Source organism: Kitasatospora sp. NPDC003701 (assembly GCF_053587085.1).
Genome location: NZ_JBSFNM010000004.1, coordinates 183,530 through 195,800, shown reverse-complemented (window position 1 = coordinate 195,800; position 12,271 = coordinate 183,530). Strand labels below are relative to the sequence as shown.

Genomic DNA, 12,271 nt, shown 5'->3' with positions numbered 1-12,271 from the left:
ATGCCGCACGGAGACGATCCGCAGGTCGCGCACGGCGATCCTTCCCTCTACCGCACCCCCGCGGAGGCGATCGCGGCGCCGCCGGAGAAACTGGCCTACGTCGCCGGGTTCGACCGGTCGGCGCGGCGGCCGGACGCGCTGCTCACCGTCGACACCGATCCGGACTCGCCGAGCTACGGCCGGGTGCTGAACTTCGCCGAGCTGCCGGGGCTCGGTGACGAGCTGCACCACTTCGGCTGGAACGCCTGCTCCAGCGCGCTCGCGCACGCCTGCCACGAGAACCCGGAGCGGCGCTACCTGCTGCTGCCCGGGCTGCGCTCCTCCCGGCTGCACGTGATGGACACCCGGCCGGACCCGGTGCGGCCGCGGCTGGTGAAGACCGTCCGGGCCGAGGAGCTGGCGGCCAGAGCGGGGTACTCGCGCCCGCACACGCTGCACTGCGGGCCGGACGGCGTCTTCCTGTCCTGCCTCGGCAGCGGGGACGGCGCGGACGGGCCGGGCGGGGTGGCACTGCTCGACCACACCACCTTCGACGTCCTGCGGGCCTGGGAGACGGAGCGCGGACCGCAGCACTTCGCCTACGACGTCTGGTGGCACCTGGGGACCAACGTGGGCGTCACCAGCGAGTGGGGCACGCCGTGGATGGTCGAGGACGGCGTGGTGCCGGAGCTGCTGCTGGGCCGCAAGTACGGGCACGCGCTGCACTTCTGGGAGCTGGACTCGGGTCGGCACCTGCAGCGGATCGACCTCGGCGACCAGTACCAGATGGTGCTGGAGCTGCGGCCGGCGCACGATCCCCAGGCCGAGTGGGGCTTCGTCGGCGTGGTGGCCAACGTCGAGGACCTCTCCTCCTCGGTCTGGCTCTGGTACCGCGAGGGGGCGGCCTTCACCGCGCGCAAGGTGATCGAGATACCGGCCGAGCCGGCGAAGCCCGAGGACCTGCCGCCGGCGCTGCAGCCGTTCGGCGCGGTCCCGCCGCTGGTGACGGACATCAACCTGTCGGTGGACGACCGCTGGCTGTACGTCTCCGCGTGGGGCACCGGCGAGTTGTTCCAGTTCGACGTGTCGGACCCGTTCCACCCGCGCCTGGCCGGTTCGGTGCGGCTCGGCGGGGTGGCCGCGCGGACGCCGCACCCGGCCGAGCCCGACCGGCCGCTCAGCGGCGCGCCGCAGATGGTCGAGATCAGCCGGGACGGCCGGCGGCTCTACCTCACCAACTCGCTGTACGGCGCCTGGGACGACCAGTTCTACCCGGACGGCATCGAGCCCTGGCTGATCAAGCTGGACGCCGACACCGAGGCGGGCGGGCTCACCGTCGACCCGCACTTCTACCCGCACGGTGCGGAGTTCGGCGGCCTGCGGGTGCACCAGACGCACCTGGCGGGCGGCGACGCCTCCTCGGACTCGTACTGCTTCCGCTGAGCGGACCGGGCGCTCAGACCCGCCCCAGCAGCGGGTCGTGGTGGACCCGGGCGAGTGGCAGGCCGGCGGCGACCAGCCGGGCCCGGACGTCGTCGACCATGCCGGGCGGGCCGCTGACGCAGGCGAGGTGGTCGGACCAGTCGCGATGGCGGTGGACGGCATCGGCGAGCCGGCGGCCCGCGCCCGCTCCGGGGGTGCCGTCGGCGACCGGGACCAGCTCCAACCAGGGCTTGCGGCTGCCCAGTTCGGCCAGGGCCGGCCAGTCGTAGAGGTCGGCCGCGGCCCGGGCGCCGACGAACAGGTGGACAGTGCGGCCGCGCGGGCGGTGCGCGGCCAGCTCCTCGACGATCGCCTTCATCGGGGCGAGCCCGGTGCCACCGGCCACCAGCAGCAGGTCCCGCGAACCGTCCTCGGGCAGCAGCGTGCCGCGTGGCGGGCCGAGCCGCAGCGGGTCGCCGACGGCGGTGTGCTCGACCAGCGCCTCGCTGACGCCGCCCGGGCCGGTGCGGCGGACGTGGAACTCCAGCTCGTTGTCCGCCCGCGGCGCGCAGCCCATCGAGTACTGCCGCCAGGTGTGCGGCAGCCGCGGGTGCTCGACGGTGCCGTACTGGCCGGCCCGGTAGGGGTAGGGCTCGCCGGTGCGCACCCGCAGCACGGCGAGGTCGGGGCGGCGTCGCTCGTGACCGACCACCACGGCGTGCCAGTACGGGGGTTCGGCGAGCGCGGACTCGGCGCCCGCGCACATCGCCCCGACCGCGAAGCGCAGCATCCGCACCCAGGCGGCCTCGACGTCCTCGTTCCACCGGGAGCCCGCGCGCTGCCGCATCGCCTCGCGGAGCGCCTCCTCGAAGGCCTCGTAGTGGACCGGGCGGACCCCGAGCTTGCGGTGGTCGCGGCCGAGCTGGGTGAGCGTGGCGGCGAGCCGGTCGGGCCGGTGCAGGTGCTCGATCAGGTACTCGAACATCCGCTCAAGGTGGGCCTGCTGGAACTCCATCGAGGCGGGGAAGAGCGAGCGCAGGTACGGCCGGCGCCGGAACATCACCGCGTAGAGCCGGTCGATCAGCCCGGCCAGCGGGGCGACGGCCGCGAGGGTGTCCAGGATCAGCCGCTGGTCGGCCGCGCCGTCGTAGTCCTCGGCCGCGGCGGTCGCGGACGCCCGGTCCGCGGCCCGGGAGGACGACGCCGGCACCAGCAACTGCCGGCGCAGGCGCATGGCGTGGTGGCGCGCGATCAACCGGTCGTACTCGGTGGTAGTGCTGCTGAGCTCCATGCACGGCAGCCTAACCATGCGTCAGATACCTGACAGAAAGCGGCCGTTCACCTCCTGCGGCCGATTCCGGGCAGGCCGGGGCCCGGACGGCGGCAGGTCCAGTAGACGGCCCGGCGAGGAGGGCGCGGAAGGGCCGATCGCCCCGGTGGGACCGGGACGATCGGCCCTCTCGGGCGCCCGCGATCAGGACTCCCGGCCCGCCGGGCGCGCGTCCGGCGCGAGACCCGCCGGGCCGGGAGCGCCGACCGGGTCGGGCGCGGCCCAACTGGCCAGCAGCCGCAGCGACTCGGCCGACGGCGTCCCGGGGTCGGCGTGGTAGGTGACCAGCACCAGGTCAGGGTCCCCGGCCGGGCGCAGCGTCTCGAAGCGCAGGGAGAGCCGGCCGACCACCGGGTGGTGCAGCCCCTTCGTCCCGTGGCCCTTCTCGCGGATGTCGTGCGCGGCCCACAGGCGCCGGAAGTCGGCGCTCTTGAGCGAGAGTTCGCCGATCAGGGAGGCCAGCCGGGGGTCGTCGGGGTCGCGCCCGGCGTCCAACCGCAGGATGCCGACCACATCGGTGGCCTTGCCCTCCCAGTCGTCGTAGAGCTCGCGCGCCGCCGGGTCGAGGAAGGCGTGCCAGGCCATGTTGCGGTGCTCGGGTGCCATCGCGGAGAAGTCCCCGAGCAGCGCGTTGCCGAGCCGGTTCCACGCGATGATGTCCAGTCGCCGCCCGAGCACGTAGGCCGGGACGCCCTCCATCGCGTCGAGCAGCTGCTGCAGTTCGGGGCGGACCTGCTGCGGCCGAGCGGCGGCGCGCCCGGTCCGGCGGCGGGCGGGCTTGGTGATCCGCTGGAGGTGCTCGCGCTCGGCCGGAGTGAGGCGCAGGGCGCGGGCGATGGAGTCCAGGACGGCGGCGGAGACGCTCTCGCCGTGCCCCTGTTCGAGCCGGACGTAGTAGGCCGTGCTCACGCCCGCCAGCTGCGCCAGCTCCTCCCGGCGCAGCCCGGGAACGCGTCGGCGGGTGCCGTGATCCGGCAGGCCGACGTCCGCGGGCTGCAGCCGGGCACGCCGTGACCGGAGGAATTCGCTGAGTTCGGTGCGCTGGTCCATGCCCCCGAGTTTGACATCCTCCCCGCGCTAAGGCACGGGGGTTCCGGCCGCGCCTGCGGCACGGGGTTTGCGCCCGGTGCCGCCGGCGTTCCGGTGGGTTCCTGTTTCAACGGGCCGTGCCCGGCGTGGGATCGCCACGCTGGGTCCTACCGGCCCTCCGCAGGCGTTCAGCCTGTCCGCCCGCCCGGCGGCCAGGATGTTTCGAGCAGCATTGAGGTCACGGTCATGGCAGGTGCCGCACGCGCCGCAGGTCCACGTGCGGATGTTCAACGGCTTGGGTCCGTCCAGGACTCCGCAGGTGGAACACACCTGCGATGTGGGCTCGTACCGCCCGATGATGCCGACGTGCCTGCCGTAGCGGGCGGCTTTCATCACCGCGTAGGTGGTCAGCCCGAGGTCGATCCCGATCTCGGTGTCCAGCTCGGCGAGATGGTCGGATTCGATGTCCACCACGAACGAAGCGAAGTACCGGCCGGACGGGTCCAGCACGATCGTCACGGACGACGGGTCGGCGGGCAGCGCCCTGGACCACTTGACCCGCACGCCACCGATCTTGGCAAGGTTCAGCTTGCCGTTGCCCCGGATGCGGAAGCCGTTGCGGGAGAACCGCAGCGACTGCCTGTTGTCCTTGCGCGACTTGAACCGCGGCAGGCCCACCGGGCGACCGGCCCGCTTGCCGGACAGGCTGTCGAAGAAGTTCCGGTAGGCCGTGTCCAGGTCACGGATGGACGACTGCAACGCGTCGACCGACACGGACCCCAGCCACGACCGGGCGTCCGTCTTCTTCGCATCGGTGATCACCGACTTGGCCGGCGCCCCGGTCGGGATCCTCGACCGATCCGCCTTCCACGCCGCCTTCCGCGGGGCAAGCGCATCGTTGTACACCACCCGCGCGCACCCGAACGTACGGGCCAGCGCCTGTCGCTGACCCACCGTCGGACAGACACGATAGGAGTACCTGAGATGCACGAGATCAACCTACGGGCAGGCACTGACAACCGGATGCCGTCACCCGTACGGCGGTCCGCCTCGACGGCCAAACACCGCACCCCGACCTGCTCCGCAGACGGTCCGCCTCTCCCCCGCAAGCGGGGGCGCCCCCACCCCCGGCCAAAGCCGGGGGCATCCACGGAGGTCCCCGATGAGGGTGAGTCTGCCGGTCGTACGTTGGGCGTGCGTACGACGACCTCTGGTCTGGTTGCCCGGGCCGCGTCGCCGCAGGCTGAAGCACATGACGAACACGACGAACGCCGGAACGAACACGGCGGGCACCACGAGCACGACGAGCAGCACGAGCACCACGGGCACCACGAGCGCCACCGGCACCGAAAGCACGAACACGGGGCAGCGGACCGTCGCCGCCTACGCGGCCCCCGCCCCGAAGGCCCCGCTGGAGAAGACCGCCGTCCCCCGCCGGGCGCTGGGCGAGCACGACATCCTGATCGACGTCCGCTTCTCGGGCATCTGCCACTCGGACATCCACCAGGTGTGCGAGGACTGGGGCGACGGCATCTTCCCGATGGTCCCGGGCCACGAGATCGCCGGCGTGGTCGCCGAGGCCGGCCCGGGGGTGACCCGCTGGTCGGTCGGCGACCGGGTCGGGGTCGGCTGCTTCGTCGACTCCTGCCGGGAGTGCGACAACTGCCTGGCCGGGCTGCAGCAGTTCTGCACCGGCGCCGGGGGCCCGGTGTTCACCTACAACGGCGTCGGCCACGACGGCGAGCCCACCTACGGCGGGTACTCCGCGCAGCTGGTGGTGGACGAGGGGTACGCCCTGCGCATCCCGGACACCCTCCCGCTGGACGCCGCCGCACCGCTGCTCTGCGCCGGCATCACGCTCTACTCACCGCTCAGCCGCTGGGGCGCGGGCCCGGGCAAGAAGGTCGCGATCGTCGGTCTCGGCGGGCTCGGCCACCTGGGAGTGAAGATCGCGCACGCCAAGGGTGCCGAGGTCACGGTGCTCAGCCAGTCGCTGCGCAAGCGCGAGGACGGTCTGCGGCTCGGCGCGGACGACTACCGGGCCACCTCCGACCCGGCCGTCTTCACCGAACTGGCCGGCACCTTCGACCTGATCGTCAACACCGTGTCCGCCGATCTCGACCTGAGCGCCTACCTCGGCCTGCTGAAGTCCGAGGGCACGCTGGTCCAGGTCGGCGCGCCGGAGAAGCCGGTCGAGGTCCTCGCGCAGGCGCTGCTGACCGGCGGCAAGTCGCTGTCGGGCTCGATGATCGGCGGGCTTCCGGAGACCCAGGAGATGCTGGACTTCTGCGCCGAGCACCAGGTCACCGCCGAGATCGAGCTGATCCGCGCCGACCAGATCAACGAGGCGTACGCGCGGGTGCTGGCCAGCGACGTGCGGTACCGCTTCGTGATCGACGCCTCGACGATCTGAGCGACGACCCGGGCCGGTCCCGGCCCGGAACCGCGCGCGGTCACGGCGCCCCGCCTGCGGTGCTCTCCCTTCACCGCAGGCGGGGCCGCGCCACGGCCCGGGGCGTCGGCCGGTCGGGCCGGGCCCGCTCGGGCTCGGCCCGGGTTCAGGCCCCGCTCGGGCCGGGTTCAGGCTCCGGCCGGACCGGCCGCCTTGCCCCCGGACGCCGTGCCCCGGGCCACCCGGCGCAGCCGGCGCCGGCGCGGGGGCTGGTCCGGAAGCCACCCGAAGGTCAGGCAGGCGCCGACCATTCCGATGATCATGCCGATCAGGAAGCCCCCGAGGTTGGAGGTGAGCCAACTGGCCAGTGACGCGAGCACTCCGAGCACCGAGTAGAACAGCCGCTGGGCCGGGTTGAAGAGGATCAGCAGGCCGCAGATCACCATCACGACCGGCACCAGGTAGCCGGCCAGCCCCTGCATGCCGATGTGCAGGATGACCGGCAGCGGCGCCTTCAGGGTGAAGAGGATCTCGGCGCCCCCCAGCAGCACCAGCAGGCCGCCCCAGAACGGCCGCCGGCCCCGCCAGCCCCGCCAGCCTCCCCCACCGCGCACCGCACCGGCGGGCGAGGCGGGCGAGGCGGCGGCGTCGGCGGAATCGGCGGCGGAATCGGTCCCACCGGGAACGCCGCCCCCGACGGACTCTGCGGTGACGGCGCGGTCGGCCGCCGAGGGGTCGACGGCGGCGCCGCCCCCCTCGGCCGGGCCGGCGCCGTCGGGTACGGGATCGGCCACCGTCAGCAGCCCTCCGAGCTGAAGCTCAGCCGCAGGTGCGGCAGCTTGAACGCCGCAGCGGTGGTGGCGTAGTTGTGCTGCCGGAGATTGCGGATGGTGACGGTGTCCGCCTGCTGCCCGAACACGCCCGGCAGGCCCTGGACGCCCGCCTTGGTGTAGGTGCTGGCGTCCCCGCCGATCTCGATGTTCTTGAACGACGCGTCGCCGGAGACCAGGTCCGAGTCGGTGGTGAGGTCGGTGGCGGTGACGGGTGTGCCGTCGTCACCGGCCTTGATCAGCAGGTTGATGCCGCCGAGGTCGACGCTCTGGCAGAGCTTGGTGAGCTCCGCCTGCTTGATCGCCGAGACGATGACCAGGACCTGCCCGCCGGTGTCCCCCTCGTTCGGGCTGCCCTCGATCATGTGGTCCAGGCTGCCGAACTGCTCGAAGCCGACGCCCTCCAGGCTGTCGGCCGTGACGGTGAACGGCATTCCGGAGATGGCGAACTGGGCGGCGAGGACGCCCTGGGCGGTGAGGGTCATCAGAACGGCGCCGACGGCGACGGCCGGTACGGCCATCAGGGCGCTGCGCCTCAGTCGGACCCGCCCTCTCGATTCGACGGGTGCGGCGGTGCTTTCGGGCGTGGGGGCGGCGTCCTCGGACGTGGCCATGTGTGCTCCCTCGGGTGGTGGGATGTGCAGGCACTGGCACGTTGCCCTGGCGCGGACAGCGTCCTGCGGCCCGGCCGGGTGGACCGCCCCTCGGCAGCGGGGCGGCTCCGGTCGGACCGCAGGTGGATTACTGGGAAGCTACTGCCCAGTAGACGGCGGGTCAATACGGGTGCACGAAGGATCATCGTCCGTGTTCGCGGACCCCCGCAGCGGGCCCGGAACGAGCGCCGTCACCGGCGCCAGCCGCCGGGCGGCCTCCTCCGGGCCGAGGAAGGGCGCCAGGCAGAAGAGGCTCAACATCGGCAGCTGATCGGGAAGTTCGCTGGTCCGACCGGCATCGACACAGCGGTAGAGGGTGCTGTAGACACCGCCGACCACGGCGTCCACCAGCGGCTCCACCCCTACTCCGCACGGCGGTTGGGGCACCTCGGCGAAGAACGTCCGGAACCGGGTGAGGAGTTGCTCGCGCTCACGGCGGCCGGCCGGGCCGACCGACTCGATCTCGATCACCGCCATGGTGGCGAAGGCCGGGACGCGGGCGAGCAGGTCGAGCATCGCGCGCAGGGCGTCGTGAATGCCGGCGTACCAGTCCGGCGCGGCCGCGAAGGCGGCCGCCATCCGCCGGATCACCACCCCGGTGCCGTGCCGGTGGGTGGCCAGGAAGGCGTCCTCCTTGCCGCTGAACAGCTCGTAGAAGACCGGTCTGGTCACCCCGGCCGCCCGGCAGATGTCGCTCACCGTGGCGCGCTGGTAGCCGTGCTCCGCCACGGTGTGGACCAGCCCGTCGAGCAGGCGCTCGCGCTGGGTGGCGGCGACCACGCCGGGCGGCAGCCGGCTCGGGCCGCGTTTGATCGATCGCGCCGGGTCGCGGCCGGTTCGCGCCCCCGGCAGCAGCAGCGCCTCGGCACCGTGAACGGCATCCAGGTCCATCGCCAACTCCTGTGCTCTGTCTTGACATTGACGCAAGGGCTGGTTTACAACACTCGCAGGTTTCCAATCGGACGGCGCTGAGCCTCCGGAAACCTTCACGCGTTCCGACTGTTCAGTATGGCGAACGCATGCCCGGCGGTGGCAGCCGTCGACGTGCACCCCCACCGCACCTCACCGCACTGCCCGCACTTCCTGCACCTTCGCACCGCCCCGCCGTACCGGCGGGCCCGTGGCGCCGGGCCCGCCGACGGCAGCGGACGCGTGTCCGCACCCCTCAGCACCCCACCCGCACCACCCCGCCGCGTGCAACCGCGGCGCTCCCCGCCGCGCGTACCTCCGCGCGATCCCGCGGGCTCCCCCACCCGGCTCCTCACGGAGAGAGGCACCCTCATGCGCATCCGCCGCACCCTCGGCGCCGCGGCCCTGGCCGCCGTCGCCCTGGCCACCGCAGCCACCACCCCGGCCCAGGCCGCCGGCTCCACCGTGCTGACCCACACCTCCGTCGGCGGCCCCGCCGTCGCGGTCGGCGACGTCCTGACCGCCAACCTGGTCTCGGGCAGCTACGCCACCTTCTACTCCAGTGCCACCGGCACGACCGGCATCAAGTGTGCCGTCTCCGCCTTCTCCGCCACCGTGACCAGCAACCCGGCGGCCCCGGGCGTGGCCACCGAGAGCCTCAACAGCCACACCTTCGGCTCGTGCACCGCCAACGTCATCGGCGTCACCGGCGTCAAGAGCATCACGGTCAACAACCTGCCGTACACCAACTCGGTCAGCGACGCGGCCGGCAACCCCGTGACGCTCAGCCCGACGGCGGCCGGTCCGCTGCAGACCACGGTGGTGCTGAACACCATCCTCGGCACCACCACCTGCGTGTACCGCGCGCCCGGCAGCATCTCCGGCACCACCGACAACACCGGCCAGACCATCGGGTTCGCCTCCCAGGCGTTCGCCAAGGTCTCTGGCCCGAGCACCTGCTTCGCCACGGGCTACTTCACCGCCACCTACGGGCCGGTGCTCGACAGCTCCGTCGCCGGCAGCCCGCACGTCTACATCAACTGACGCCCACCGCAGGGCGGTAGACGGGAAACGAAGAGGAGCGGCGGGTGGCAACCGAGGTTGCCACCCGCCGCTCCACCGTGCCGGACCGTCACACCCTCGGACGGTCACGCCTCCGGGGCGCCTCCGCACCCGGGCCGCCGGCCGGCCCGTGCGCCCGGCGCACCCGGATCACCGACGCACCGGATCACCGGCACACCGGTGCCGTCAGAGCGCCCAGACCTGGTCCGCGTACTGCGGGACGCAGTCGAACTGGGTCAGCTTGGAGCCCGGCGAGGTGTCGCCCGACCAGGCGACCAGGCAGCGGTTGCTGTAGGTGTTGCGGATCTGGTAGCCCGTGGCGACCTTCTCCAGCTTCCACACCTGGTCGGTGTACTGCGGGTCGCAGTCCGCCTGGACGACCGGGCCGCCGTTCTCCGCGGTCCGCCAGGAGGCCAGCATGCACTTGCCGGAGTTGACGTTGCGGATCTGGTAGCCGCCGCCCGCGACCTGCTGGAAGTCCCAGACCTGGTCGACGAACTGGCGGTCGCAGTCGATCTGGGTGACCGGCGCGCCCCACTCCGGGGTCCGCCACGACACGAAGGCGCAGAGGCCGCTGAAGGTGTTCTTCACCGAGGCGGTGTGCAGCCGGGTGTCCAGCAGCCAGCCGGCCAGGTCGTCGACCCGGGTCTCCACCGCGCCGGTGCGGGTCTCGGTGCTGCCGAAGCAGCCGCCCTGCCAGGAGGTGCTGTGGACGGCGGCCAGCTCGACCGACCCGCCCACCTGACGCAGCGCCGGACCACCGCTGTCGCCCATGCAGATCGCGTCCTTGCCCGCCGTCCGGCCGGCCAGTGCGACCGTGGTGGCGGTCGCGGACTGCACGGTGAACGAGGCGCTGTGCAGCGCGAGCGGCACCCACTCGTCCTTGGTCCGGCCGTAGCCGGTGGCGGTCAGGGTCTCGCCGACCACCGGAGCGCCGCCGAGGCCGACGGTCGCGATGCCCTGGGCGGGCTTGGCCAGCCGGGCCAGCACCAGGTTGCGGTCGGCCCGCGGCACCAGCTCGGTGACCTCGGTGACGTGCCCGGCCGTGCCGGTGAGGTCGGTGCGCCCGACCGTGGCGACGGTCTTCAGCTTCGGCGCGCCGGCCGCCAGGGCCAGCGGCTGCGCCGGGTCGTCGGCGAAGCAGCTGCTCGCGGTGAGCACCCAGTACGGGTCCACGAGTGCGCCGGTGCAGGCGCGCTTGCCGTCGCCGATGTCGAGCTTGGTGGTGAAGCCGTAGGTCCCGTTCGGCACGGTGTCGCCGACGACGGCGTTGGCCGTTCCTCCGGTCAGCAGGCCACCGACGACCGCGGCGGAGGCCAGCAGGCCGGTCATCCACGCGGCTCGTGGACGTGTGCGAAACACGATGTGACTCCCTGTCAGCAGAGCTGGGGTGGCGGCGGAACCGTCACTTGGTGGTGGTGATCTCCAGCAGGGTGAACGGGCGGTGCTGCGGGTCGCCGATCTCACCGACACCGGTCCAGGCGTTCTTCGGCAGGTCGTAGGTCTTGCTGTCGGTGCCGGCCGCCATGGTCAGGTGGGCCGCGTAGTCGTTGGTGCTGACGCCGTAGACCGAGGGCAGTTCCAGGCTGAGGTAACCGGTGGTGCCGGTGGTCTTGAAGCAGAAGCGGCCGCCGCCGACCTTGTCGATGTCCTGCATGCCGCGGGCGTTCACCTCCATCAGACCGGGGGTGCCACAGGCCACCAGGACGATGTGGCCGTCGCCGCGGGTGAGCTTGATGCCGCGGTCCTTGAAGATCTGGTCGGCGCCCGGGTAGGCGAAGTCCTCGACGGCCGGCGGCGGCGGGGTGTCGTCGGCGGCCGTGACAGCCGTGACGGCCGAACCGGCCGGGGCGGCCGTGGCGGCGCCGGCGACGACGACGCCGGAGAGCGCGACCGCGCCCGCAACCGCGCCGACGGTGAACAGCCTGGTGATGGAACTCATGATGGTGGCCCCCTATGTGCCGTCAATTACTGCAATTCACTCTGGAATGCGGGCACGGCGTGCGCATGAACCCAGGTCGGGCGATGCTTTCGACCCCCCGCGCACTCCGACCGGCACCATTGCTATCACGAGCGGATGGATCTTCGGAAGATCCGATTCCCCTCGACCGCCACACCGTATTCACACTTCGCATACGACTTGTTAATGCGTGGAAAGGGACGCCAGGACCGGACGCCACCGCCCGGGGCCGGGACTACAAGGTGATCCACACCGCCAGACCCCCGAGCACCGTCGCGGCGATGCACATCTGGACGGTCATCGCGCGCGGCGGCTCGTTCTCCGCCGTCGCGCCGTTCTGCTCCCGGTCCAGCAACCGCCGCGCCGTCTCCTTGCGGTGCCCCATCATGCCGACCGGGAACACCAGGACCGTGAGCGAGTACATCGCCAGTACGGCCGCGGGCGAGTAGTGCTTCGCCAGGTGGGCCAGCCAGCCGAAGAGCGCCATGGCGACGGGCGTCACGGACGCCTGGATCTTCAACGACCGGGTGGGCATCCACGGCACCAGCAACACCAGGAAGGTCGCCGTCACCAGCACCGCGATCAGCCACCACGCCACCACACCGAGCCCGAAAGGTTGCATGCCCATCCCCTGCCCCGACCGCGGGGCCCGGACGGACCCGGGCCCCGCGGTCCTTGCTCGAAATCACGGACGATCCGGTCCGC

Annotated in this window: 12 protein-coding genes; 3 read left to right on the top strand and 9 right to left on the bottom strand. The window is 72.4% G+C overall.

All coding sequences use genetic code 11. The annotated features are described in order from the left end of the window. Entirely contained in the window at window positions 1-1,422 is a 1,422-nt protein-coding gene (locus ACWDRR_RS05965) for a selenium-binding protein SBP56-related protein (RefSeq protein WP_449770955.1), read from the top strand. A 13-nt stretch (window positions 1,423-1,435) separates the two neighbouring features. On the opposite strand, the gene ACWDRR_RS05960 is transcribed toward ACWDRR_RS05965, so the two are convergent. The 3 genes from ACWDRR_RS05960 to ACWDRR_RS05950 all read right to left on the bottom strand — a co-directional run bounded on the left by ACWDRR_RS05960 (window position 1,436) and on the right by ACWDRR_RS05950 (window position 4,750). Further along, a complete protein-coding gene (locus tag ACWDRR_RS05960) occupies window positions 1,436-2,692 on the bottom strand; it encodes a globin domain-containing protein (RefSeq protein ID WP_449770954.1) in 1,257 nt (418 codons plus the stop codon). Between the two features lie 183 nt (window positions 2,693-2,875). Beyond that, window positions 2,876-3,781: a helix-turn-helix domain-containing protein gene (locus tag ACWDRR_RS05955; protein ID WP_449770953.1), complete on the bottom strand. Its 906-nt coding sequence runs from the start codon at window positions 3,779-3,781 to the stop codon at window positions 2,876-2,878. Between the two features lie 27 nt (window positions 3,782-3,808). Further along, a complete protein-coding gene (locus tag ACWDRR_RS05950; protein ID WP_449770952.1) occupies window positions 3,809-4,750 on the bottom strand; it encodes an RNA-guided endonuclease InsQ/TnpB family protein in 942 nt (313 codons plus the stop codon). Between the two features lie 262 nt (window positions 4,751-5,012). Here ACWDRR_RS05950 and ACWDRR_RS05945 point away from each other — a divergent pair, with 262 nt between their 5' ends. Next, a complete protein-coding gene (locus ACWDRR_RS05945) occupies window positions 5,013-6,173 on the top strand; it encodes an NAD(P)-dependent alcohol dehydrogenase (RefSeq protein ID WP_449770951.1) in 1,161 nt (386 codons plus the stop codon). A 167-nt stretch (window positions 6,174-6,340) separates the two neighbouring features. Here the strand turns inward: ACWDRR_RS05945 and ACWDRR_RS05940 are convergent, their stop codons facing one another. The 3 genes from ACWDRR_RS05940 to ACWDRR_RS05930 all read right to left on the bottom strand — a co-directional run bounded on the left by ACWDRR_RS05940 (window position 6,341) and on the right by ACWDRR_RS05930 (window position 8,526). Next, entirely contained in the window at window positions 6,341-6,766 is a 426-nt protein-coding gene (locus tag ACWDRR_RS05940) for a DUF6114 domain-containing protein (protein ID WP_449771042.1), read from the bottom strand. A 182-nt stretch (window positions 6,767-6,948) separates the two neighbouring features. Then, window positions 6,949-7,596: a DUF6230 family protein gene (locus tag ACWDRR_RS05935; RefSeq protein WP_449770950.1), complete on the bottom strand. Its 648-nt coding sequence runs from the start codon at window positions 7,594-7,596 to the stop codon at window positions 6,949-6,951. A gap of 138 nt (window positions 7,597-7,734) precedes the next feature. Continuing rightward, entirely contained in the window at window positions 7,735-8,526 is a 792-nt protein-coding gene (locus ACWDRR_RS05930; protein ID WP_449770949.1) for a TetR/AcrR family transcriptional regulator, read from the bottom strand. 390 nt (window positions 8,527-8,916) lie between these two features. Between ACWDRR_RS05930 and ACWDRR_RS05925 the strand changes: the two genes are divergently transcribed. Beyond that, window positions 8,917-9,588, top strand: coding sequence for a Tat pathway signal sequence domain protein (locus ACWDRR_RS05925; protein WP_449770948.1), 672 nt, complete (start codon window positions 8,917-8,919; stop codon window positions 9,586-9,588). A gap of 204 nt (window positions 9,589-9,792) precedes the next feature. Here the strand turns inward: ACWDRR_RS05925 and ACWDRR_RS05920 are convergent, their stop codons facing one another. The 3 genes from ACWDRR_RS05920 to ACWDRR_RS05910 form a co-directional block, all read right to left on the bottom strand. Next, window positions 9,793-10,938: a trypsin-like serine protease gene (locus tag ACWDRR_RS05920; RefSeq protein ID WP_449770947.1), complete on the bottom strand. Its 1,146-nt coding sequence runs from the start codon at window positions 10,936-10,938 to the stop codon at window positions 9,793-9,795. Between the two features lie 73 nt (window positions 10,939-11,011). Further along, a complete protein-coding gene (locus ACWDRR_RS05915) occupies window positions 11,012-11,548 on the bottom strand; it encodes a hypothetical protein (protein ID WP_449770946.1) in 537 nt (178 codons plus the stop codon). 253 nt (window positions 11,549-11,801) lie between these two features. Further along, on the bottom strand, window positions 11,802-12,188 hold the full coding sequence (locus ACWDRR_RS05910; protein ID WP_449770945.1) for a hypothetical protein: 387 nt from the start codon (window positions 12,186-12,188) through the stop codon (window positions 11,802-11,804). Window positions 12,189-12,271: the final 83 nt, after the last annotated feature.

What these genes read in the sequence shown, in the direction of transcription:
- ACWDRR_RS05965 (WP_449770955.1), top strand. Translation starts at nt 1, where the DNA reads ATGCCGCACGGAGACGATCCGCAGGTCGCGCACGGCGATCCTTCCCTC.
- ACWDRR_RS05960 (WP_449770954.1), bottom strand. Translation starts at nt 2,692, where the DNA reads ATGGAGCTCAGCAGCACTACCACCGAGTACGACCGGTTGATCGCGCGC.
- ACWDRR_RS05955 (WP_449770953.1), bottom strand. Translation starts at nt 3,781, where the DNA reads ATGGACCAGCGCACCGAACTCAGCGAATTCCTCCGGTCACGGCGTGCC.
- ACWDRR_RS05945 (WP_449770951.1), top strand. Translation starts at nt 5,013, where the DNA reads ATGACGAACACGACGAACGCCGGAACGAACACGGCGGGCACCACGAGC.
- ACWDRR_RS05935 (WP_449770950.1), bottom strand. Translation starts at nt 7,596, where the DNA reads ATGGCCACGTCCGAGGACGCCGCCCCCACGCCCGAAAGCACCGCCGCA.
- ACWDRR_RS05930 (WP_449770949.1), bottom strand. Translation starts at nt 8,526, where the DNA reads ATGGACCTGGATGCCGTTCACGGTGCCGAGGCGCTGCTGCTGCCGGGG.
- ACWDRR_RS05925 (WP_449770948.1), top strand. Translation starts at nt 8,917, where the DNA reads ATGCGCATCCGCCGCACCCTCGGCGCCGCGGCCCTGGCCGCCGTCGCC.
- ACWDRR_RS05920 (WP_449770947.1), bottom strand. Translation starts at nt 10,938, where the DNA reads ATGACCGGCCTGCTGGCCTCCGCCGCGGTCGTCGGTGGCCTGCTGACC.
- ACWDRR_RS05915 (WP_449770946.1), bottom strand. Translation starts at nt 11,548, where the DNA reads ATGAGTTCCATCACCAGGCTGTTCACCGTCGGCGCGGTTGCGGGCGCG.
- ACWDRR_RS05910 (WP_449770945.1), bottom strand. Translation starts at nt 12,188, where the DNA reads ATGCAACCTTTCGGGCTCGGTGTGGTGGCGTGGTGGCTGATCGCGGTG.